This is a genomic window from Mucilaginibacter sp. NFX135 (assembly GCF_048565145.1).
Classification (GTDB): domain Bacteria; phylum Bacteroidota; class Bacteroidia; order Sphingobacteriales; family Sphingobacteriaceae; genus Mucilaginibacter.
This window is the reverse complement of sequence record NZ_CP183412.1, coordinates 1-21,499: the sequence shown is the minus strand read 5'-3', so window position 1 is coordinate 21,499 and position 21,499 is coordinate 1. Positions and strand designations below refer to the sequence as shown.

Sequence of the window (21,499 nt, the reverse complement as noted above, 5' to 3'; positions counted from 1 at the left end):
AACGTTCGAACATTAGAACATTTCAACAAAAAGCACACATGTCTGAAAAGAAACTCCTGATACTAAATCAGCACCAGATAGAGCAAAAGCTCGACCGTATTGCTTACCAGATACTGGAAGATAACTTTGACGAACAGGAAATACTGATAGCAGGCATACTGCCCCGTGGTAATCATATTGCCGAAAGGATCAAAACTATTTTAGACGGTATAGCGCCTTTCTCCAGCAAACTACTTACCATTGAGCTGGAAAAGCAAAGCAGTACCCTGCAGGCTAAAGTTAATTTTGATGTTCAGGAATGCAGCAATAAAGTAGTGATACTGGTTGATGATGTACTGAACAGCGGTAAAACACTGGCTTATGGTCTGGCTGTGTTTTTAGATGTACCCCTTAAAAAACTACGTACTGCCGTACTGATCGACCGTAATCATAAAAGCTTCCCCGTAACTACCGACTTTGCCGGTGTAGCCCTCTCGACCGTGATCAAAGAACATGTTGATGTGGTATTGGGTGAAGATGGTGAGGAAGACGCGGTTTATTTGAGGTAATTAGCTCTCAATTCCCAGCGCCGCTTCCAGCTTTTCTACAGACATGTCAATGCCTTCTACAATGTGGCTGGCCTGTAAATAAAAACCTTCACGCTCGGCCAGTTTGCCGGTTATAAACTCCACCAGTTCATCGCCTTGTTTACCCTGCAATACCGGGCGTACGGTTTTGCTGTTGCTAAGCCTGTCGGCCAGTGTTTTGGGTGATAGTTTAATGTAAAGGGTTTTGCCATTGGCATTCATCCATTGCATGTGATCAAAAAAACAGGGCAACCCGCCACCGGTTGATATCACCACGTTCTCCGGGTATTCGGTTTTTTTCAGTACTTCTGATTCCAGCTTGCGGAAGGCATCTTCGCCAAAACTCGAAAAATATTCGGCAATGCTCATGCCAGCCTTTGCTTCAAGTACATGGTCGAGATCAATAAATTCATAGCCTAATTTGGCTGCCAGTTTACGGCTCCAGGTGGTTTTGCCACAGCCCATAAAACCAACTAAAAAGTACTTCATCCAGTAGTAATTATTGAATTAATGAGTTATTGAATTAGTGAATTCTCATCTGCTTTGGGCCGTTTCATCTGCATATTGCACATCTAAGATCTGCACATCTTTACTATATCAGCTTAATTTAACCCGCGGATCGATCCAAACATAAATAATATCGATCAGAATACTGATCACCACAAAAATAAAGGCGATAAAAAGGATAGATCCCATCACCACCGGAAAATCCGACATCTCCAGGGCATCCACCGTAGCTTTGCCCAGGCCATTATATCCAAAAATATATTCCACAAAAAACGAACCCGCCAGCAATGAGGCAAACCAGTTAGCTATAGCGGTGATCACAGGGTTCAATGCGTTTTTTAAGGCATGACGATAAATAATAGCCCGGTTGCCAAGGCCCTTTGCCTTCGCGGTGCGGATATAATCCTGCCCCAGTACATCCAGCATGGCGTTGCGGGTAAGCTGTACAATAATAGCCAGGGGGCGCAAGCCCAGGGTAATCATGGGTAGTATTAAATTGCGGATGCTGATCACTTCGCCCCTGAATGGATCATAGCTATATAAACTGCCCGACATGTTGAGACCTGTATATTTGCTCAATTCAAATCCAAAGATCCAGGCAATAATGATCCCCGCGAAAAATGACGGTGCCGATATACCCAATGTCGAGAAACTGATGGCCAGTTTATCTATCCACGTATCTTTATTCACCGCGCTTAGTACCCCCAGAAACACGCCTATAATAATGGCAAATATCATCGCCGTGGTTGCCAGTACCAATGTATTGGGTATCACATCCATCAGCAAGCCAGCTACATCCTTACGGGTTTGGTACGACCGGCGAAGGTAAGGCCATTTGATGGCCAATACTTTGGTATCACCTACCGCGAACAATTTGGCATAATGATAGCGCTGCTGCTCTTCGGCATTATTTAGATGGATACCCACCGGCGAAAGATCATTCAGATAATAGGCAAATTGTACGGGTATAGGTTTATCCAGGCCAAATTCTTTACGTACCGCTTGTAATGATTGTACATCGGCACGCTGGCCCTGTGTCATCCGTGCCGGGTCTACAGGTAAAATATTAAACAGGAAAAAAACCACCAGCACCACACCCAGCATTACCGCCAGTCCGTAAAATAATTTGCGGATGAGGTAACGGATCATGGCTATTGTTGCTGAAAGTATTTTTTTACTAAACCATCATAAGTTGGTACCGTATGGTAATGCCATTTATTAATGATCGTACCGTTTTTAAGCAGCAGCACACCCGGATTGGCCCGTACCATTTCTTTTAGCGGAACGCCGTCGGCATAAAAAATTTCGGTAACCAGTTTATGGGCTTTGGCAAATGCCTCAGCGCTTTGAGCCGAGTTGGATGTAAGCAATATGGTACGGATATTATAATTTTCGGTAGCGTTTATTGCCAGGGCGTTTAAACGGTTTATTGCTTCGGTATTGGTTTTATCCAGATCATGAGCAACTATAACCAGGCTGTAAAACGGGTTGGATAATAGCTCTTTGGTATAATCATTACCCTGCCCATCTTGTATAGATAAGTCGCGAATTTTAGGTTCGAAACCTTTTTTCACCAGGCGGCTTTCCGGGTTACCTACAACTTCCCAATTAGCATCCTTCCAGATATTGGTTTTCAGGTATTCCTTATCGCTCATGGTTTTGGTTTCGCCGGTCTTTTTGTTTTTGAGATTGTAGGTTACCTCAAACTCATCCAGCTGTACTCCCGGTGGAATTTTCATTTCATCGGGGATATTAGCACCTATTTTATAAGGCAAAAAGTCGATGACCGGCATAAAATTATAAGTATATATGCCAAAACCTAATGCGATAACGGCGGCTCCGATAAGCCATCTATCGGCTGTTTTTGGCTTAAATATGGGCTGTATTTTTTTGCGGTTGATAAAAGGCACCAAAACCAGCAACAGCAGGATCATATCCTTACTAAAGGATTGCCATGGCGTAAGCGGAATAGCATCACCAAAGCAACCGCAGGTTTGTACTACTTTAAAGAACGCCGAGTAGAAGGTTAAAAAGCCAAAAAATATAATGAGCAACAATAAACCCCAGGCCACTTTTACCGCACGAACACCGATAAGCAGGGCAAAACCCAAAAGCATTTCCAATGTACATAGCAATATAGCTATAGTAAGAGCAAAGTTGTTAAGGAACATGATGTGGAAAACCTCAAAATATTCTTCCAGCTTGTACGAAAAACCCAGTGGATCATTGGCTTTGATCAGTCCCGAAAAAATAAATAGCAGGCCAACCGCTATCCTGCAAAACCAAATAAAGCTGTTTTTCATAGTTGTTCTTTATGAGAACAAAGATTTTGGGAGTAAGGAGCAAAGACTTTTTCTTTGCTCTTTGTTCTAAAAATCCTTGCTCTTTGTTCCTTTTATCCTTGCTCCAAAAATCCTTGTTCCCAAAGTGCTATTGTACTCCTAATTTTATTAAAGCAAACACCGAATAATTGAGCATGTCCTGGTAATTGGCTTTTACGCCTTCAGATGCTTCGGTAAGGCCCTGGTTATCTTCAATTTGTTTAACACGCAGCAATTTCATCAGTATCAGATCGGTTAGTGAACTGATACGCATATCGCGCCAGGCCTCGCCATAATCGTGGTTCTTGGCAAACATGAGTTCCTTGGTTTCCTTTACCCTATCGTCAAACAGGCGTTCCACATGATCGGGAGCGAGTTCCATGGCGGTTTCGGCACTACATTCCAGCTGCATCATAGCTATCACGCAGTAGTTTACTATGCCAATATATTCGCCGGTAATGTCTTCACCTACTTTTGATACTTTTTTTTCTTCCAGCGTGCGTATGCGCTGGGCTTTTATAAATATCTGATCGGTGATAGACTGCGGGCGCAGTATGCGCCATGCGGTTCCGTAGTCGCGGGTCTTTTTCATGAAAAGGCCCTTACATGTGTTAATTACTGCGTCGTACTCTGCTGATGTATTAGCCAAATTTGAAATATTTGAATGTTGAAACGTTTGAATATAGCGTGCTTACGCCAATGCTGCAAAGTTAAACTAAATTACAATATTTAAACTTTGTAAAAACGCATGACTAAAGATACAGTTCATAAAAAAATCACCCTTAACGCGGGAGGTAAACTGATAGACCTGTCGACCCCCAAAGTTATGGGGATCATTAATATTACGCCGGACTCCTTTTACGCCGGTAGTCGTAAGCCGGGTGTGGACGAAGCCCTGCAGCAAGCCGAAAAAATGCTGGCCGAGGGCGCCGCTTTTTTAGATATCGGCGCGTATTCTTCGCGCCCCAATGCCCAAGATATTTCCATTACTGAGGAAACCGACCGACTATTGCCTGTTGTTGAGGCTATTGTGGCTGCTTTTCCAGATGCGGTGCTGTCCATAGATACTTTTCGGGCGCAGGTTGCAGAAGCTGTTATCAAGGCCGGGGCACATATCATCAATGATATATCGGGCGGAGCTTTGGACGAGGCTATGTTTGCCACCGTTGCCCGTTTACAGGTTCCTTATATTTTGATGCATATGAAGGGAACGCCACAGACTATGAACCAATTGGCCCGGTACGATGATGTTTTTACCGAGGTGCTGGACTATTTTGTGTCACGATATCAGCAGCTAAAGCAATTGGGTGTACATGATGTGGTCATCGACCCTGGTTTTGGTTTTGCTAAAAAGAGCGAACATAATTACACCCTGATGAACCGCCTGCACGATTTTGATATTTTAGGCCTCCCCACTTTAGTAGGTATCTCCCGCAAGCGGATGATCTATGGATTACTCGAAACAACCGCTGCCGAAGCTCTGAACGGTACCACGGTTTTGAATACTATAGGCCTGACGAAAGGCGCTAATATCCTAAGAGTTCATGATGTTAAAGAAGCCATCGAGACGGTGAAGATCTGGGAGGCGGTTAACAGCTCAAAAACTTTTTAAACCTCAAATTTTAACAAATTTCGACTCGAAAACGGCCTGTTTTTCATCAAAAAACGCTCGGAAAACGTCGATTTTAACACTTTTTAACAAATTTTAACGCTGTTTTAGCGTGTTTTTTTAGGTCTAAAAAGTATTAGATTGCTGATGGTCAAATAACTACCTACCAAATGGCCTGTTTTTGGGCTGTTTTTTCCCTTAATAAAACAGCCCGGCTCCCTTAAAAAAGGAGAACCGGGCCGTTATTGACATAAAGGTACGAAATATTAACGATGCTTTTAAATAACTATATTTTAGCATTGCTATAACCAGCGCTGGACTAAGCTGAATGACGATTATAAAAGGTATAACTCAAAAACGCCTAAAGTTTCATCAGATAAAAAAGTTAAAATAGCATCTTCCATAAAAATCAATAAGTTGGCTATTTGTTTGGTACTCACATTTCCTGTACGCAACCAGATAATTTTAGGGGGAAAAGAATAAAGATTTTGCAGCTCACAAAAATCTTCATCAAAAGTTAGTATTGTATAGTTGTTTGTTTTTGCGAACTGCCATATTGCAGAATCGCTCAGACGTTCGTTCAGTTTAATCTCATTTGAAGGCAATATATCCCATTGCGATAATGATTTTTTTAAGCGCCAGGAAATATTTTCATCAGCAATTAATCGGATCATGCCACTTTTATAGTTCTTTCTTTATTAGCTGCGTAAGAAAGACAGGCCAGAATATGATTCTCGTTTAATTGAGGGAAGTCATTTAAGATATCTTGATGGCTTAAGCCCGACGCCAGCCATTGTAAAACATCATATACGGTAATTCGGGTGCCTTTAATTACCGGTTTTCCGAATCTTATTTCGGCGTTAACTTCAATATATTGTTTGAAATCAATTTGTGACATATTCAAATTTACTTAAATTGTATCAAATTTAATCATGAAAAATCTACCACTCCTATTATTCGTATTACTCCTGTCATCCAAAACTTTTGCCCAGCAAACGGATGAGGCCGGTGTGAAGCAAACTATTAATACCCTGTTTGATGCCATGCGCAAGGGAGATAGTACCCTGTTGCGATCGACGTTTGATCAACATATCGTTTTTCAGAGTATCAATGATAGTAAGGCCGGAGCACCGGTATTGGTTAACGAAGATCCCAGTGGTTTTCTGAAATCAGTAGGTACACCGCATAAAGAGGTATATGATGAACGGATTGTTTTTAACAGCATCAAGATCGATGGTCCCCTGGCGAGTGTCTGGACGCCTTATAAATTTTACGTTGGTGATAAATTCAGTCATTGTGGCGTGGATGTTTTCCAACTGCTGAAAACCAAAGATGGCTGGAAGATCATTTATATTGTTGATACGCGGCGGAAGGATAATTGCCCGGAGTAGTATCCTGAATGATGAGTAGTGAGTTGGGGCTGATAAAAGGAGGAATTTCGACTTAGGGCTTTACATGTTGAAGAGGTATTAGGGCTGTCACCCTGAGCTCCGTCGAAGGTCGAGCGCAGAGGCCTGCCCACCATGCTTCGACGGGCTCAGCATGACACCCTTTTTTCAGCCTGTGGTCGGTGTTTTCACCGTACCACTACTGCACATGCTTCATACTATATGTTTTCAAGTTCAGCTATGAGTGGTGCGGTGAGAATACCGACCACAGGCTAAAATGAATTTAATGAATGATAGTCATTCCATTTGGCTTTATTAATTTAATTTGGGTAGAGTCTTTATATTTTACAATCGAATCTCCTTTTTGTATATCTACTTTATTGCCCGAACTGTAACTCCATGCCCCATCTAAAACATATTCTTTTTGTTTAATAATAATTATCGCATCCCCTTTCTCTCCCTCTCTTACACTATCGATACGACCATTAAAATTAGATGATAAATAACTATAATGGCCCCAAATACAAAGCCCTATTAAAGCTATAGCTCCAATAACTCCAAATATTACAACCCTTTTTAAAATATCAGGTCTATAAATTATCATTTCCCTCATTGATTATAATAAAAATTTTGAAACGGTTTAAGCGAATGCAGAGAAAGCCCCGCTCGAGTGGGGCTTTAAAAGTTCTACAATACTCCCAGTTTCATCATGCCATAAAACAGCCCGGCGCAGTGCATGGCCTGTACTACTTTGTTTTCCAGCAGCAGTTGTTTTACTTCGGCGAGGGTGTATTCTTCCACAATCAGTTCTTCATGAGTATCCAAGGCCTGGCCCTGAACTTTTTTGCCGCCTTTAGCCAGGTAAGTAAAAGTTTGATTATTGGCCGTTGCAGGATTACCGTAAACAGTACAGATCAGCTCAAAATCATCAAACTGGTAGCCGGTTTCTTCCAGCAATTCGCGGCGCAGGGCCTCCACAGGTTTTTCGTCGCCATCAATCACCCCACCGGGGATTTCCAGCGATATGATGCCGGCCGCATGACGGTATTGTTTTACCATGAGCACTTTATTGTCTTCGGTTATGGCTACGCCGTTAACCCAGTTGTTGTACTCTAATACGTAGTAATCATCAACAATACGGCCATCGGGCATTTCGCATTTATCGAGCCGTAAGGTAGCCCAAGGGCCTTTATGTATATAATGTGATGAAAGTAGTTTCCAGGTGAGATCCATTATTTAATTAGTGTATTATTGATTTATTGAATTAGTGATTTGGGGGAATGCTTAATTAGTGAATTAGAGATTGGAGAATTTAAATTAGCGAATAAGAAAGTATTATTGATTTAGTAAATGAATGAAAATCTCCTATAAGAGCAATTCCTCAAATCACTAATTCAATAAATCAATAACTCACTAATTGCTTCGCTACCAGCTGCCGCTGGAGCCGCCACCGCCGAAATCACCACCGCCGAAACCGCCAAAGCCTCCGCTGTCGCCACCACTATCATTACCGCCACCGCTGAAACCTCCCCAGCCGCCACCACCGCCACTGCCGCGACCCAGCATATTGCCAGCCAGGAACCACCAGAACGGACTGGCTCCGCCACGACTGCCAATGATCTGGCGACCACCGCCACCACCCCGGTTACGGAAGATAAGTATGATGATCACAATAACGATGATAATGACAATGAGTACACTGCCACCGCCGCCGCCATTTTGTTTAGCCTGCGGTTTTTTATCGGCCTTGTATTCGCCTTTGGTATACTTAATGATCTGGTCTACGCCGGCATTTAACCCGCCATAATAGTCGCCTTGTTTAAAACGTGGGTTAATATCATTCACCCTGATCTCCTGGGTTACAATATCGGGCAATGCACCTTCGGCACCGTAGCCGGTTTGAATGGTAAGTTTCCGATCGGCAAGGGCTACCAGAATCAGTATGCCATTATTTTTTCCTTTTTGCCCGATACCCCATTTACGCCCCAGTGCAGCGCCGTATTCAGCGATGTCATAATTCCCTACCGATTTGATGATCACAATAGCGATCTGAGTAGAGGTAGAATCGTTAAAGGCCACCAGTTTACTTTCCAGCCGTTGTTTATCATCGGCCGATAGGGTATTGGTATAATCGGTAACCAGCGTGGTTGATCGTTCCGGGAAATCCTGCGCGAAGGCCACAAAGGCGCACAACACCAGGCTAAAGAACAATATGATTTTTTTGAACATGAGTTTTAAGGGTTAATCGCCATCCATAAAGGCAATGTCATCGGGCAATTCATTGTTATTGTCCTGCGTATGCGGAAAATATTTCTGCAACTGTTCGCCGGCAATTTTTAAACCGGTAACAATGCCTTCTATAATATCCCCATACTTAAAATGCTGCAGCATATCCTCCTTGGTAGCGTCCCAGAAATCGGCAGGTACTACAGAATTGATACCGGCATCGCCTATAATAGCAAACTTACGGTCGACAGTAGCTACATAAATCAATATGCCATGGCGCAGTTTGGTTTTGTGCATATTAAGCTGGTAAAAATATTTAGCGGCACGGTCAAGCACATCCTCGCTGCATTTTTTTTCGATGCATACCCGGATCTCGCCCGAGCTGCGGTTCTCGGCCTCCTGTATAGCTTTGCGTATCCGCAACTGCTCTTCATCGGTAAATACTGCCATCTTTTTAATTACTGAATTATTGAATTACTGAGTTATTGAATTAAAGAGGTAATTAATTAGTGACTGGACGTATTGCTGAAGCCCAAATCACTAATTCAATAACTCAGTAATTCAATAATAATTAAAATTGAACCTTTGGCGCTTTATCAGCTCCGGGTTCGGCGGTGAAATAGCCTTTTTCGCTAAAGCCAAACATTTTGGCAGTTATATTGGCCGGGAATGAGCGGATCTTGGTATTAAATTCCTGCACAGAAGTATTAAAATCCTGACGGGCTACCTGTATGCGGTTTTCGGTACCTTCTATCTGCGCCTGCAAACCCAGGAAGTTTTCGTTGGTTTTTAAGTTTGGATAGTTTTCGGTTACCGACAGTAAGCGGCCCAATGCGGTACTCAATTCACCCTGTGCTGCCTGAAAAGCTTTGATAGATTCAGGAGTTAGCTTGGTAGGGTCAACCTGTACGGATGTTGCTTTGGCGCGTGCTTCCACAACGGCGGTCAAAGTGCTTTTTTCAAAATTGGCAGCTCCTTTAACGGTATTTACCAGGTTAGGGATCAGATCGCTGCGGCGCTGATACTGGCTTTGAACGGCCGCCCACTTGGTTTTTACGTTTTCGTCCATTTTAACCATGCTGTTATAACTGCATGAGCTTAATGACATAGCCGCCGCTATAATTAATATTACCGAGAATAACTTTTTCATTTAATGATGTTTTTAGTGATGTTTTGGATTTTAGATTACAAAAGGCGTACCGTTGTTACAACAGCTAATAGTTATGACAACATGACAAGATACGCATTGCTAAAGATAGTCAAAACATTTGTGGTACACGATTAAAGGACTGATATGATTTTATGATAGGGGATGTCTCGCCCCTCGGCATTTCGTTGATAGAAAAATAGATTTGTCATGCTGAACGGAGTGAAGCATCTATTATTGAACTTTTCAATTGTAGAATAGATCCTTCGTTCCTCAGGATGACAAACAAGTATGGTGATTATGAAATGAGCTTTTATTGTTACTGAGGATAAGTTCAGGCGGGTTGCCTGAACTGCGGCGGTGATAAGTGTATAACTGAATTAGCGGTTGATTCAGAATTGGAGGTTCAAAAAGGAGGCAGGGTAAGAGGCTGATTACCCTGCCAGGCAATGCTGTTCACGCATGGTAAGCTGGCTGATCATGTCTTTTAAAATATTACGTGCACGATATAAGGTAGTGCGTGACAACAACTCGGTCATGCCCAATGAATTACCAATTTCCTGATGTGAATAGCCCTCAATAGCATACATGCTAAATACTGAGCGGTAAGTTTTGGGTAGTTTTTGGATCAGTTTCATCAGGTCTTTTGCTTCCAGGCCGTTATCGTTGTATGATTTGCTCATGGGCATGTTGTTTTCGGCAGCAAAATCTTCAACCAAAACCATGGGTTTTAATTTGCGGTAACGTGATATAGCGCAATGTACCATGATGCGGCGGATCCATCCTTCGAGGCTGCCATCGCCACGATAGTTGTTCATGTTTTTGAACATTTTTATGAAACCTTCCTGCAGTATATCCTGCGCTCCGTCTTTATCAGTTGCATAACGCATGCAAACTGCCAGCATTCTTGGGGCTAAGGCCCTGTATAATTGTTCCTGTTGCTTGCGGTCGTTTTTCAAACATCCTTCCCATAGGGTCATCAAGCGGTCTTCGGCGATATTCATTTTGTGTTGTAATTTTTATAACGAGCCTATGCCAATATGAATGCCATATCATAAATTATTGATTTTCAGAGAAATAAATTTTAATGGCCATTTGAAACTGTTCGATAGCGGACGGTTAATGTGCACGGGCGGACAGTTTATTTTCTGGTGATTTAGCGAATATCACCCTTTTGGGGGGAGGGGAATGCCCCGCGGTTTAGACTCACCCTGACATCGCTTCGCTCGTCATCCCTCTCTTCGCCTTCGGCGGAAAGAGGGAGAAAAATGTAACTAATTCTGTTCCCCTCTATGCGTAGCAGAGAGAGGTGTCGAGCGGAGCGAAGACGGGGTGAGTCGACCCTTTTGGTGAGGCCTTTTTTCACTACCTTTGCACCGATCCGGGATAAAAACCCGGCAATAAATTATGATCAAAGAAGTAGAAATAATATGCCCTCCCGGGCACCAGGAAGACGAAGCCGTAATAACCCGCTTAGCGGCGGCTTCTTTAAATATTCAACCCCAAAAAGTTTCGGCGGTACAAGTTTTAAAACGATCTATCGATGCGCGCGGCCGTAAGGTGGTTTACCGGATGCAGGTGCAGGTGTTTTTAGACCAGCCGTATCAGCCCGAAATATTTACTGTTAATTATCCCCATGTGCAGTTTGGCCGGCCTGTTATTATAGTAGGCGCGGGCCCGGCGGGGATCTTCGCTGCACTGCAATGTATCCAATCGGGATTAAAGCCCATTATTGTGGAACGCGGTAAAGATGTAAAACAGCGCCGCCGTGATCTGGCCAATATCAACAAACAAGGCCTGGTTAATCCCGAATCGAACTATTGTTTTGGCGAAGGGGGAGCGGGTACTTACTCCGATGGTAAATTATATACCCGGTCTACCAAGCGCGGTGATGTGAACCAGGTGCTGAAAATGTTTGTGGCACACGGGGCTGAAGAGAATATATTGATAGATGCCCGGCCGCACATCGGCACCAATAAGCTGCCGCAGATCATTACCGCCATGCGCGAAACCATACTGAACGCTGGTGGAGAAATCTTATTTGATAGCAAAGTGACCAGTTTACTGGTGGAATTTGGTAAAATAAAAGGTGTAAAACTGGCCAATGGCGAAAAGCTGACAGCCGACGCGGTGATACTGGCTACGGGTCACTCGGCACGTGATGTTTTTGAAATGCTGCATCATCAAAATATACTGATTGAGGCTAAACCTTTCGCTTTAGGGGTGAGGATAGAACACCCGCAGGAAATTATCGACCGTGCTCAATATCATTGCGAATACCGCGGTCCGGATCTGCCGCCATCCTATTATAACCTGGTGGAGCAGGTGGAGGATAGGGGGGTGTTCTCTTTTTGCATGTGCCCCGGTGGTATCATAGCACCTTGTGCTACAGAGCCTGATGAAATTGTAGTGAACGGCTGGAGCCCATCCAAACGGAACAATCCTTTCGCTAATTCCGGTACGGTAGTACAAATTAATATGGAAGATGTGGCCGGTGATGATGCGGATCCGTTCAAGATGCTGCGTTTTCAGCAGGAGATTGAGAAAGCAGCTTTTGTAGCTGGCGGCGGTAACCTGGTTGCGCCCGGGCAACGCATGGTTGATTTTGTAGAAGGACGGCTATCAAATGATCTGCCAGTAAACTCCTACCTGCCCGGAACCAAAAGTACGGAGCTGAAAGAAGTGTTACCTTTATGGATACACCAACGGTTGCAAAAAGCCTTGCCTGCATTTGGCCGCAAAATGAAAGGTTATTATACAAATGAAGCTATATTAGTAGGCGTAGAGTCGCGCACATCATCGCCGGTAAAAGTTCCGCGCGATAAAGGAACGCTGCAGCACCCGCAGGTCCAGGGCTTATTTCCCTGTGGCGAAGGTGCCGGTTACGCGGGTGGCATTATTTCTGCTGCTATTGATGGTATCAACTGCGCTTTGGCAACTTTAAAAATATTAGCATGAGCACCTCAGAAAATCTTTCGCATGAATTGCAAAACGTATTGTCAGGCGATCCCTGGTATGGCTCCCCGGTTTATACCATTCTAAAAAGCATCAGTTTTGAAACTGCTTACGAAAAGCCGCCGGGTTCCGTACATAACATAGCCGAAATAGTACTGCATATGATTGCCTGGACAGAAGAAGTTATGGACAGGATGAACGGTTTGCCATCTGGCGTACCCACCAGTGGCGACTGGCCCACAACCGGGAAACCTGAGGAGCAAAAATGGCAGAATTATGTTGAAGATTTGAAGCTGGTTAACGTAAATTTGATTGGCATCATCCAAAACTTCCCTCCGGATCAATGGAATGAGCCAACAAACGACGAAAGGAACCGCGAACAGGGAACCGGTGTTACCTATGAAGAACTGATCAACGGATTGATACAACATCATATATACCACTCGGCCCAGATAGCGCTATTAAAAAGGATAATTACTAATTAAGCAGGATTTCACCGATTAAATAAGATTACACTGATTTTGGAAAGATTACACTGATTGTCGGTGTAATCAAAAAGCAATCAGTGAAATCGCCTCAATTATATGGATAATAAAAAAACATTGGTATTGGGTGCTACACCTGATCCCAGCAGATACGCTTACCTGGCCTCGAACCGGTTGGTAAGCAAAGGACACACCATAGTAAACGTAGGGATAAAAACAGGTGAGGTAGCAGGGGTACCCATTGAAAAGCCCGAAACCATCCATCACGATATTGATACGGTAACTTTATACGTTGGCCCGCAAAACCAACCGCCGCTGTATAATTATATATTAGATACCAATCCCAAACGCATCATATTTAACCCTGGCACCGAAAACTCCGAACTGCGCCGCCTGGCCAACGAGAAAGGTATCCAAACAGAGAATGCCTGTACGCTGGTGTTGTTATCTATAGGTGATTATTAACCCCCTAGCCCCCTGAAGGGGGAACTCTTAGCAAATGATTTTTTATGTAGAGACACATTATATGTGTCTCTTTTTTTTAGGGATCATGCTAATCAAAAGCTCCCCCCTTTAGGGGGCTGGGGGGCTTGAGCCTGATTGATGATCCTGATCTCTTTTGGGAAATAATTGTTAATACGATTGGGCAATAGCTTGGCCCAGCCCAGCGTATGGCCTTCAAAGGTCATGAGGCTCCATCCTTTTTGGGTAGGATTCAAATCGATGTTATCCCGGCGCAGGTATTGGATAGCCTGATCATAGTTAAGCTCTGTTTGTAAAACCGCGTCCTTATTTATAATAGTACTTAGGGCAAGTTCATGATCGGGTATCAGATCTTTCCCCATCAGTTTACCAACGCGCACGCCGGATTTTTTAAGATACAGATGGCGCTGCAAAATATTGAGGCTTTCTTTATGAGCGCGGTTAATGGCCAGCCAGTCTTCATTCACTTTAAAATAATAAAAACTTTCGGGGTTATTAAGATAGGCCTTTATTTGGTCAATTTCCTTGCTGCTTATTTTTTGCTGCATGTTGTTTTTAAAATTGCCCAGTTCGCCGGTATTGTTTTTCTTGCGCAGGCAGGAGGCAAATAAACCTTCGCCCTTTACTTTGCCCGGATAAAAGCGGTAACCCCATACTTTTTGCAGGGGCGATTCGGTTTCAACAATACCCCAGTCCTTATATATAGGTATGCGAATACTTTCGAGGTCAAATTCCTGGCAAAGCCAATCCAGTATATCCTCGTTTTCCTGGTGTGAGTAAGAGCAGGTACTATATATAAGGTAGCCATCCTCATTTAAGGCGGGTAATATATCGGCCAGAATACGTTCCTGCCGTTGATGACAAAGATTGACGTTGGCCTCAGACCATTCGTTCATGGCCTGCGGATCTTTCCGGAACATGCCGGAGCCGGAGCAGGGTGCATCAACCAGGATGATATCAAAAAAGCTTTTCAAACGACCGATGTCTTTCGGGTCGTTATTACTAACAATCACATTGCTTTGACCCCAGCGGCTCAGGTTATCTGTTAATACAGGTACGCGTGTTTTAATGATCTCATTAGCCAGTAGTAGATCGTCGGCCCCGATAGCTGAATTAAGCAGGGTGCTTTTACCGCCCGGCGCCGCGCAAAGATCGAGCACCTTAACAGGTTGCTGCTTGTTTTGCCTGATGTGTTTGATGATATGATCAATAAACATGGATGATGCTTCCTGTACATAATAACATCCGGCATGAAAAAGCGGATCAAAAGTGAAGGACGGGCGGGTATCTAAATAAAAACCATCGGCGCACCAGGGCACTTGCGCGCCCGTTTTTAAGGCCGAAGGTTTAAAAGGATTTAACCTTATAGATGTAGGCGCATCAGAATTTTCATGAGCATTTATAAAATTTTGCTCATCAAATCCGTTTTCTGCGCTCAATGAGGCCAGGAAGTTTTCGGGAAATGGGTGCTTGTTCATATACTTTTCAAATATACAAATAAGGTAAATGCTATTATTATGGGCTGAAGTAAGGGTGTGGTGAATGAATTTAGGGTTAGTTTACAGGTAGTTGTAAAATAGTTTTAATTATTTCAAAATTTCTCTTGGAGCGTAAGTGTTTTTCTCTGTACATTTGTGGCCGCTCAAGGAAAAAGGGCGTTGTTTTTTGAAGATTTAGCGAATAAAAAAAAGTTTAAAAAAGTGAAAATTTCACTTGGTAAATTGAAATAAGATTCGCACCTTTGCAGCCCGCTGGGGAGGAAGAGAAAAGAGAGGAAAGGCGGTCAAAACTTTAGAATAAAAAAAAGAAAAAAAAGTTTTGGAAAATAGAAAAAGGTTTCTACCTTTGCACTCCCGAAACGAAGGAAAGAAAAAAGCGGAAACGCTGAGAGAGATAAGGGGAAAAGCCAAAGCGATTTTGGTAGCAAAACAAAGAGAAAGTTAACGAAGGTTAATGAGTAACAAAAGAGAGAAAGCGGACGAAAGGAAGCGAGTAACAAAAGAGAGGCCGGAGCGATTCCGGCGGACAAAAATGAAAAGTTAAGGAGTATAAAAACTTCAAGATTATAAAGCGGATCTGAGATAGTGAAGCGCCAAGTTCTTTTAAGAAATAGAAAATCATGTAGCGTAACGATCGGAAACTAAACCCTTCCGGTGCGTTATAAGAAAGCGGGAAGCTGTATAAAGATAACAGGGTGAGTGGAAAAGAGATAGTGGTTAGTGCAAACTGACAACTGCCAACTGCCAGCTCACCATACAGATTCTATTATTAATAATAGGGTCAGAGACAAACAAAACATTTTACAATGGAGAGTTTGATCCTGGCTCAGGATGAACGCTAGCGGCAGGCCTAATACATGCAAGTCGGACGGGATTGGAGAGCTTGCTTTCCATGAGAGTGGCGCACGGGTGCGTAACACGTATGTAACCTACCTTGTTCAGGGGGATAGCCTCTCGAAAGAGAGATTAAGACCGCATAACATTATTGAATGGCATCGTTTAATAATCAAATATTTATAGGAACAAGATGGGCATGCGGAACATTAGCTAGTTGGTAAGGTAACGGCTTACCAAGGCTACGATGTTTAGGGGATCTGAGAGGATGACCCCCCACACTGGTACTGAGACACGGACCAGACTCCTACGGGAGGCAGCAGTAAGGAATATTGGTCAATGGGCGGAAGCCTGAACCAGCCATGCCGCGTGCAGGAAGACGGCCCTATGGGTTGTAAACTGCTTTTATACTGGAATAAACCTTGATTCGTGAATCAAGCTGAATGTACAGTAAGAATAAGGATCGGCTAACTCCGTGCCAGCAGCCGCGGTAATACGGAGGATCCAAGCGTTATCCGGATTTATTGGGTTTAAAGGGTGCGTAGGTGGTTCTTTAAGTCAGGGGTGAAAGACGGCAGCTTAACTGTCGCAGTGCCTTTGATACTGAAGAACTTGAATGAACTAGAGGTAGGCGGAATGTGACAAGTAGCGGTGAAATGCATAGATATGTCACAGAACACCAATTGCGAAGGCAGCTTACTATGGTTTGATTGACACTGAGGCACGAAAGCGTGGGGATCAAACAGGATTAGATACCCTGGTAGTCCACGCCCTAAACGATGAATACTCGATGTTGGCGATATACGGTCAGCGTCTAAGCGAAAGCGTTAAGTATTCCACCTGGGGAGTACGCCCGCAAGGGTGAAACTCAAAGGAATTGACGGGGGCCCGCACAAGCGGAGGAGCATGTGGTTTAATTCGATGATACGCGAGGAACCTTACCCGGGCTTGAAAGTTAGTGAATAAAGCAGAGACGCTTTAGTCCTTCGGGACACGAAACTAGGTGCTGCATGGCTGTCGTCAGCTCGTGCCGTGAGGTGTTGGGTTAAGTCCCGCAACGAGCGCAACCCCTATGTTTAGTTGCCAGCACGTCAAGGTGGGGACTCTAAACAGACTGCCTATGCAAATAGAGAGGAAGGAGGGGACGACGTCAAGTCATCATGGCCCTTACGTCCGGGGCTACACACGTGCTACAATGGGCAGTACAGAGGGCAGCTACCTGGCAACAGGATGCCAATCTCTTAAAGCTGTTCACAGTTCGGATCGGGGTCTGCAACTCGACCCCGTGAAGTTGGATTCGCTAGTAATCGCGTATCAGCAATGACGCGGTGAATACGTTCCCGGGCCTTGTACACACCGCCCGTCAAGCCATGGAAGCTGGAAGTGCCTGAAGTGCGTAACCGCAAGGAGCGTCCTAGGGTAAAGTCGGTAACTGGGGCTAAGTCGTAACAAGGTAGCCGTACCGGAAGGTGTGGCTGGAATACCTCCTTTCTGGAGCAGTTTCCACAGTAAGTACTATAACAAGTGTTACCTACATGATTATTTCTTAAATAAAAAACAAAAGAAAACCCAAAAGATGAAGCCAGCATAGCGGCTTTGATCATCTGAGAGGCTGGATTGTAAGCGATTACGATAGACGATTGCCGAATTGACGAGAAGAATCCGAAATCGAACATCCGACATCCGAAATCAAAAAAGTCCTGTAGCTCAGCTTGGTTAGAGCACTACACTGATAATGTAGGGGTCAGCAGTTCAAATCTGCTCGGGACTACAACGCAGCACAGCTGCGGGTTCATAGAGAATGGTTGAATAGAGAGTAGTTAAAACCACTCACTTAATAAACCACTCACTACAAACACATCTTTTAGGGGGATTAGCTCAGCTGGCTAGAGCACCTGCCTTGCACGCAGGGGGTCAACGGTTCGAATCCGTTATTCTCCACACACCCTCCGTTTCCTGAAAAGGATAGGATATCATGCAAATGACCATTTAATTGGAATGGGGTAAAGTTCTTTGACATATTGGAAGAAGTAATTGAAACAAGAGAAAACAACAGAATAGGGACGTTGTGGACTTTGGAACAAAGACGGAAAGAACAAGGATAAAAGACTTCGGTCCTTATTCCTTGCTCCAGAAATCCTTGCTCCGAATCATAACTAACTAAAATAAAGACATACCTTGCGGCGCAAAAGGCGCAAGAGTAGAAGAAAGTAAGAAAGGGTACACGGGGGATGCCTTGGCTCTCAGAGGCGATGAAGGACGTGATAAGCTGCGATAAGCCGCGGGGATCAGCAAATATGAATTGATCCGCGGATTTCCGAATGGGGAAACCTAACTAGTTGAAGACTAGTTGCATAAATGCGCGAACCTGCTGAACTGAAACATCTAAGTAAGCAGAGGAAGAGAAAACAATAGTGATTTCCAGAGTAGTGGCGAGCGAAATGGAAGAAGCCCAAACCTGTTATGTTACGGCATAGCAGGGGTTGTAGGACCACAATATGAATATCAAAATGAACCGGAACGGGGTGGGAAACCCGGCCATAGAGCATGAGAGCTGCGTACGGGTAAGTAATGATAGGATAGTGGGATCCTGAGTACCGCGAGGTCGGAGACGCCTTGTGGGAATCTACCAGCACCATCTGGTAAGGCTAAATACTCCTGAGAGACCGATAGTGAACCAGTACCGTGAGGGAAAGGTGAAAAGAACCCCGAACAGGGGAGTGAAATAGAACCTGAAACCGTGTACTTACAAGCGGTCGGAGCATAGTAATGTGTGACGGCGTGCCTTTTGCATAATGAGCCTACGAGTTACTCTTCCCTGGCAAGGTTAAGTGTTTAAGACACGGATCCGAAGCGAAAGCGAGTCTGAATAGGGCGTATAGTCAGGGGAGGTAGACGCGAAACCTTGTGATCTACCCATGGACAGGTTGAAGGTGCCGTAACAGGTACTGGAGGACCGAACCGATAAACGTTGAAAAGTTTCCGGATGATTTGTGGGTAGGGGTGAAAGGCTAATCAAACTGGGAAATAGCTCGTACTCCCCGAAATGTTTTTAGGAACAGCCTGGCGGTTGAGTTAATAAGAGGTAGAGCTACTAATTGGGTGCGGGGGAGTCAAATCCTACCAAATCCAGATAAACTCCGAATGCTTATTAATATACGCTGGAGTGAGGCTCTGGGTGCTAAGGTCCAGGGCCGAGAGGGAAAGAACCCAGACCATCAGCTAAGGTCCCCAAATTACTGCTAAGTTGAACTAACGAGGTCCGATTGCACAGACAGCTAGGATGTTGGCTTGGAAGCAGCCATTCATTTAAAGAGTGCGTAACAGCTCACTAGTCGAGCGATCGGGCATGGATAATAAACGGGCATCAAGCAGTATACCGAAGCTATGGATTTGCAGCAATGCATCTGGTAGGGGAGCATTCTATATGCCGGCGAAGCAGGAAGGACAACTGACTGTGGAGGTTATAGAAAAGCAAATGTAGGCATAAGTAACGATAAGGCGGGAGAGAAACCCGCCCACCGAAAGACTAAGGTTTCCTGATCAACGCTAATCGGATCAGGGTTAGTCGGGGCCTAAGGTGAAGCCGAAGGGCGTAGCCGATGGACAACTGGTTAATATTCCAGTACTTTTTATAACTGCGATGCGGTGACGGAGTAGTGACACTGACGCGAACTGACGGAATAGTTCGTTAAAGGCCGTAGGTATAGGGTTTGTAGTTAAGTACGCAGACCTTGCTGAAAGCTGATAGTACACCAAATCTTCGGACGAGGTGATAGTTCAGGTAATCAGACTTCCAAGAAAACCCGCTAAGCTTCAGGTTATAAAAACCCGTACCGTAAACCGACACAGGTAGTCGAGGAGAGAATCCTAAGGTGCTCGAGTGAATCATGGCTAAGGAACTCGGCAAAATGGCCCTGTAACTTCGGGAGAAGGGGCGCTGGCAGCAATGTCAGCCGCAGTGAAAAGGCCCAGGCGACTGTTTAACAAAAACACATGGCTATGCAAAATCGAAAGATGACGTATATGGCCTGACACCTGCCCGGTGCCGGAAGGTTAAGAGGGGATGTTAGTCGCAAGGCGAAGCATTGAATCGAAGCCCCGGTAAACGGCGGCCGTAACTATAACGGTCCTAAGGTAGCGAAATTCCTTGTCGGGTAAGTTCCGACCTGCACGAATGGTGTAACGATCTGGGCGCTGTCTCAGCCATGAGCTCGGTGAAATTGTGGTATCGGTGAAGACGCCGGTTACCCGCAACGGGACGGAAAGACCCCATGCACCTTCACTACAACTTAACATTGATATCGGATACAGGATGTGTAGGATAGGTGGGAGACTGTGATCCGGCTTCGCTAGGAGTCGGTTAGTCAACGTTGAAATACCACCCTTTCTGTATTTGGTGTCTAACTCTGCACAGCGGAGGACATTGTTTGGCGGGTAGTTTGACTGGGGTGGTCGCCTCCAAAAAGGTAACGGAGGCTTTCAAAGGTAAGCTCAGTACGCTTGGTAACCGTACGTGGAGTGCAATAGCATAAGCTTGCTTGACAGTGAGACAGACAAGTCGAGCTGGGTCGAAAGACGGATATAGTGATCCGGTGGTTCTGCATGGAAGGGCCATCGCTCAAAGGATAAAAGGTACGCTGGGGATAACAGGCTGATCTCCCCCAAGAGCTCATATCGACGGGGAGGTTTGGCACCTCGATGTCGGCTCGTCACATCCTGGGGCTGGAGAAGGTCCCAAGGGTTGAGCTGTTCGCTCATTAAAGTGGCACGCGAGCTGGGTTCAGAACGTCGCGAGACAGTTCGGTCCCTATCTGTTGTGGGCGTAGGAAGTTTGAGTGGGGCTGACCTTAGTACGAGAGGACCGGGTTGGACTAACCTCTGGTGAATCTGTTATGGCGCCAGCTGTATTGCAGAGTAGCTACGTTGGGAATAGATAAGCGCTGAAAGCATCTAAGTGCGAAACTAGCCACAAGATGAGACTTCCATTGAGGGTCGTAGGAGACTACTACGTTGATAGGTTACAGGTCTAAAGGTGGTGACATCATAGCCGAGTAATACTAATTGCCCGAAGCTTTCTTCAGATAGAAAAAGGGTTGATAGCAAATGGAACATAGATCATAGTAATATGTGCCATGAACCATGAACTATCAACCACAAACTAAACAACAATGTCTGTTGTTTTCTCTTAACTCAATCACTTCTTTCAATAATATGTCATTGTTTATTGAGGATAAAAGATGAATGGAACAAAGATCAAGGACAAATAATCCTTGCTCCTTACTCCCCGAATCCTTACTCCAATAGTAAACTATAAAATATTCAGGTGCCTATATCGGCGGTGTCTACCTCTTCCCATTCCGAACAGAGAAGTCAAGCCCGCCAGAGCCGATGGTACTGCGGTAAAACGTGGGAGAGTAGGTCGGTGCCCAATCTTAAATCAAGCCCTTGCTGGAAACAGTCAAGGGCTTTTTTGTGT

The 21,499-nt window shown here is 44.5% G+C and carries 19 protein-coding genes, 2 tRNA genes and 3 rRNA genes; 11 read left to right on the top strand and 13 right to left on the bottom strand.

Annotation, left to right across the window (positions count from 1 at the left end):
• The first annotated feature begins 38 nt into the window (after window positions 1-38).
• Complete coding sequence (locus ACNURT_RS00120; protein WP_419700016.1) at window positions 39-548, top strand: phosphoribosyltransferase family protein; 510 nt, start codon at window positions 39-41, stop codon at window positions 546-548.
• Here ACNURT_RS00120 and ACNURT_RS00115 read toward each other — a convergent pair whose 3' ends face one another.
• The 4 genes from ACNURT_RS00115 to ACNURT_RS00100 all read right to left on the bottom strand — a co-directional run bounded on the left by ACNURT_RS00115 (window position 549) and on the right by ACNURT_RS00100 (window position 3,986).
• Entirely contained in the window at window positions 549-1,055 is a 507-nt protein-coding gene (locus tag ACNURT_RS00115; protein WP_419700015.1) for a shikimate kinase, read from the bottom strand. It abuts the gene before it with no gap.
• Window positions 1,056-1,163: 108 nt separating this feature from the next.
• Entirely contained in the window at window positions 1,164-2,222 is a 1,059-nt protein-coding gene (locus ACNURT_RS00110; protein ID WP_419700014.1) for an ABC transporter permease, read from the bottom strand.
• A 2-nt stretch (window positions 2,223-2,224) separates the two neighbouring features.
• Entirely contained in the window at window positions 2,225-3,376 is a 1,152-nt protein-coding gene (locus ACNURT_RS00105; RefSeq protein ID WP_419700013.1) for a BT_3928 family protein, read from the bottom strand.
• Between the two features lie 127 nt (window positions 3,377-3,503).
• Window positions 3,504-3,986 carry a DUF1599 domain-containing protein gene (locus ACNURT_RS00100; RefSeq protein WP_419700012.1) on the bottom strand — a complete coding sequence of 161 codons (483 nt, stop codon included), beginning with the start codon at window positions 3,984-3,986 and terminating at the stop codon, window positions 3,504-3,506.
• A 156-nt stretch (window positions 3,987-4,142) separates the two neighbouring features.
• Here ACNURT_RS00100 and folP point away from each other — a divergent pair, with 156 nt between their 5' ends.
• Window positions 4,143-5,006 (top strand): dihydropteroate synthase, encoded by an 864-nt coding sequence (gene folP, locus ACNURT_RS00095; protein ID WP_419700011.1) that lies wholly within the window; start codon window positions 4,143-4,145, stop codon window positions 5,004-5,006.
• 332 nt (window positions 5,007-5,338) lie between these two features.
• Here folP and ACNURT_RS00090 read toward each other — a convergent pair whose 3' ends face one another.
• Window positions 5,339-5,677 (bottom strand): DUF5615 family PIN-like protein, encoded by a 339-nt coding sequence (locus ACNURT_RS00090; RefSeq protein WP_419700010.1) that lies wholly within the window; start codon window positions 5,675-5,677, stop codon window positions 5,339-5,341.
• Window positions 5,674-5,901 (bottom strand): DUF433 domain-containing protein, encoded by a 228-nt coding sequence (locus tag ACNURT_RS00085; RefSeq protein ID WP_419700009.1) that lies wholly within the window; start codon window positions 5,899-5,901, stop codon window positions 5,674-5,676. The genes ACNURT_RS00090 and ACNURT_RS00085 overlap by 4 nt, the downstream gene beginning before the upstream one ends.
• Before the next feature lie 34 nt (window positions 5,902-5,935).
• Here ACNURT_RS00085 and ACNURT_RS00080 point away from each other — a divergent pair, with 34 nt between their 5' ends.
• A complete protein-coding gene (locus ACNURT_RS00080; protein ID WP_419700008.1) occupies window positions 5,936-6,394 on the top strand; it encodes a nuclear transport factor 2 family protein in 459 nt (152 codons plus the stop codon).
• Between the two features lie 280 nt (window positions 6,395-6,674).
• Here the strand turns inward: ACNURT_RS00080 and ACNURT_RS00075 are convergent, their stop codons facing one another.
• The 6 genes from ACNURT_RS00075 to ACNURT_RS00050 all read right to left on the bottom strand — a co-directional run bounded on the left by ACNURT_RS00075 (window position 6,675) and on the right by ACNURT_RS00050 (window position 10,768).
• Window positions 6,675-6,995 (bottom strand): hypothetical protein, encoded by a 321-nt coding sequence (locus ACNURT_RS00075; RefSeq protein ID WP_419700007.1) that lies wholly within the window; start codon window positions 6,993-6,995, stop codon window positions 6,675-6,677.
• Between the two features lie 83 nt (window positions 6,996-7,078).
• Entirely contained in the window at window positions 7,079-7,624 is a 546-nt protein-coding gene (locus tag ACNURT_RS00070) for an NUDIX hydrolase (protein WP_419700006.1), read from the bottom strand.
• Window positions 7,625-7,816: 192 nt separating this feature from the next.
• Window positions 7,817-8,620: a TPM domain-containing protein gene (locus ACNURT_RS00065; RefSeq protein WP_370998549.1), complete on the bottom strand. Its 804-nt coding sequence runs from the start codon at window positions 8,618-8,620 to the stop codon at window positions 7,817-7,819.
• A gap of 12 nt (window positions 8,621-8,632) precedes the next feature.
• Complete coding sequence (locus ACNURT_RS00060) at window positions 8,633-9,067, bottom strand: TPM domain-containing protein (RefSeq protein ID WP_419700005.1); 435 nt, start codon at window positions 9,065-9,067, stop codon at window positions 8,633-8,635.
• A 121-nt stretch (window positions 9,068-9,188) separates the two neighbouring features.
• Window positions 9,189-9,767 (bottom strand): LemA family protein, encoded by a 579-nt coding sequence (locus tag ACNURT_RS00055; protein ID WP_419700004.1) that lies wholly within the window; start codon window positions 9,765-9,767, stop codon window positions 9,189-9,191.
• Between the two features lie 431 nt (window positions 9,768-10,198).
• Window positions 10,199-10,768, bottom strand: a complete 570-nt coding sequence (locus tag ACNURT_RS00050) for an RNA polymerase sigma factor (protein ID WP_419700003.1) — start codon at window positions 10,766-10,768, stop codon at window positions 10,199-10,201.
• 403 nt (window positions 10,769-11,171) lie between these two features.
• Here ACNURT_RS00050 and ACNURT_RS00045 point away from each other — a divergent pair, with 403 nt between their 5' ends.
• The 3 genes from ACNURT_RS00045 to ACNURT_RS00035 all read left to right on the top strand — a co-directional run bounded on the left by ACNURT_RS00045 (window position 11,172) and on the right by ACNURT_RS00035 (window position 13,669).
• Window positions 11,172-12,722 (top strand): NAD(P)/FAD-dependent oxidoreductase, encoded by a 1,551-nt coding sequence (locus tag ACNURT_RS00045; protein ID WP_419700002.1) that lies wholly within the window; start codon window positions 11,172-11,174, stop codon window positions 12,720-12,722.
• A complete protein-coding gene (locus tag ACNURT_RS00040) occupies window positions 12,719-13,204 on the top strand; it encodes a DinB family protein (RefSeq protein WP_419700001.1) in 486 nt (161 codons plus the stop codon). Before ACNURT_RS00045 ends, ACNURT_RS00040 begins: the two co-directional genes overlap by 4 nt.
• 99 nt (window positions 13,205-13,303) lie before the next feature.
• On the top strand, window positions 13,304-13,669 hold the full coding sequence (locus tag ACNURT_RS00035) for a CoA-binding protein (RefSeq protein WP_370998555.1): 366 nt from the start codon (window positions 13,304-13,306) through the stop codon (window positions 13,667-13,669).
• A gap of 92 nt (window positions 13,670-13,761) precedes the next feature.
• On the opposite strand, the gene ACNURT_RS00030 is transcribed toward ACNURT_RS00035, so the two are convergent.
• A complete protein-coding gene (locus ACNURT_RS00030) occupies window positions 13,762-15,165 on the bottom strand; it encodes a methyltransferase RsmF C-terminal domain-like protein (protein WP_419700000.1) in 1,404 nt (467 codons plus the stop codon).
• 824 nt (window positions 15,166-15,989) lie between these two features.
• On the opposite strand from ACNURT_RS00030, the gene ACNURT_RS00025 reads away from it, so the two are divergent.
• The 5 genes from ACNURT_RS00025 to rrf all read left to right on the top strand — a co-directional run bounded on the left by ACNURT_RS00025 (window position 15,990) and on the right by rrf (window position 21,454).
• Window positions 15,990-17,511, top strand: a 16S ribosomal RNA gene (locus tag ACNURT_RS00025).
• 205 nt (window positions 17,512-17,716) lie between these two features.
• Window positions 17,717-17,791: transfer RNA gene (locus tag ACNURT_RS00020), tRNA-Ile, on the top strand.
• Between the two features lie 96 nt (window positions 17,792-17,887).
• A tRNA-Ala gene (locus ACNURT_RS00015) sits at window positions 17,888-17,961 on the top strand.
• Between the two features lie 262 nt (window positions 17,962-18,223).
• A 23S ribosomal RNA gene (locus ACNURT_RS00010) occupies window positions 18,224-21,104 on the top strand.
• A 238-nt stretch (window positions 21,105-21,342) separates the two neighbouring features.
• A 5S ribosomal RNA gene (gene rrf, locus ACNURT_RS00005) occupies window positions 21,343-21,454 on the top strand.
• Together the 16S, 23S and 5S rRNA genes with 2 tRNA genes alongside form the textbook arrangement of a ribosomal RNA operon.
• The last annotated feature ends 45 nt before the right edge of the window (window positions 21,455-21,499 follow it).

Coding starts and splice junctions, on each gene's coding strand:
- ACNURT_RS00120 (WP_419700016.1), top strand. CDS start 39: ATGTCTGAAAAGAAACTCCTGATACTAAATCAGCACCAGATAGAGCAA.
- ACNURT_RS00070 (WP_419700006.1), bottom strand. CDS start 7,624: ATGGATCTCACCTGGAAACTACTTTCATCACATTATATACATAAAGGC.
- ACNURT_RS00060 (WP_419700005.1), bottom strand. CDS start 9,067: ATGGCAGTATTTACCGATGAAGAGCAGTTGCGGATACGCAAAGCTATA.
- ACNURT_RS00090 (WP_419700010.1), bottom strand. CDS start 5,677: ATGATCCGATTAATTGCTGATGAAAATATTTCCTGGCGCTTAAAAAAA.
- ACNURT_RS00115 (WP_419700015.1), bottom strand. CDS start 1,055: ATGAAGTACTTTTTAGTTGGTTTTATGGGCTGTGGCAAAACCACCTGG.
- ACNURT_RS00080 (WP_419700008.1), top strand. CDS start 5,936: ATGAAAAATCTACCACTCCTATTATTCGTATTACTCCTGTCATCCAAA.
- ACNURT_RS00050 (WP_419700003.1), bottom strand. CDS start 10,768: ATGAATATCGCCGAAGACCGCTTGATGACCCTATGGGAAGGATGTTTG.
- ACNURT_RS00045 (WP_419700002.1), top strand. CDS start 11,172: ATGATCAAAGAAGTAGAAATAATATGCCCTCCCGGGCACCAGGAAGAC.
- ACNURT_RS00030 (WP_419700000.1), bottom strand. CDS start 15,165: ATGAACAAGCACCCATTTCCCGAAAACTTCCTGGCCTCATTGAGCGCA.
- ACNURT_RS00105 (WP_419700013.1), bottom strand. CDS start 3,376: ATGAAAAACAGCTTTATTTGGTTTTGCAGGATAGCGGTTGGCCTGCTA.
- ACNURT_RS00065 (WP_370998549.1), bottom strand. CDS start 8,620: ATGTTCAAAAAAATCATATTGTTCTTTAGCCTGGTGTTGTGCGCCTTT.
- ACNURT_RS00040 (WP_419700001.1), top strand. CDS start 12,719: ATGAGCACCTCAGAAAATCTTTCGCATGAATTGCAAAACGTATTGTCA.
- ACNURT_RS00075 (WP_419700007.1), bottom strand. CDS start 6,995: ATGATAATTTATAGACCTGATATTTTAAAAAGGGTTGTAATATTTGGA.
- ACNURT_RS00085 (WP_419700009.1), bottom strand. CDS start 5,901: ATGTCACAAATTGATTTCAAACAATATATTGAAGTTAACGCCGAAATA.
- ACNURT_RS00035 (WP_370998555.1), top strand. CDS start 13,304: ATGGATAATAAAAAAACATTGGTATTGGGTGCTACACCTGATCCCAGC.
- folP (WP_419700011.1), top strand. CDS start 4,143: ATGACTAAAGATACAGTTCATAAAAAAATCACCCTTAACGCGGGAGGT.
- ACNURT_RS00055 (WP_419700004.1), bottom strand. CDS start 9,767: ATGAAAAAGTTATTCTCGGTAATATTAATTATAGCGGCGGCTATGTCA.
- ACNURT_RS00100 (WP_419700012.1), bottom strand. CDS start 3,986: ATGAAAAAGACCCGCGACTACGGAACCGCATGGCGCATACTGCGCCCG.
- ACNURT_RS00110 (WP_419700014.1), bottom strand. CDS start 2,222: ATGATCCGTTACCTCATCCGCAAATTATTTTACGGACTGGCGGTAATG.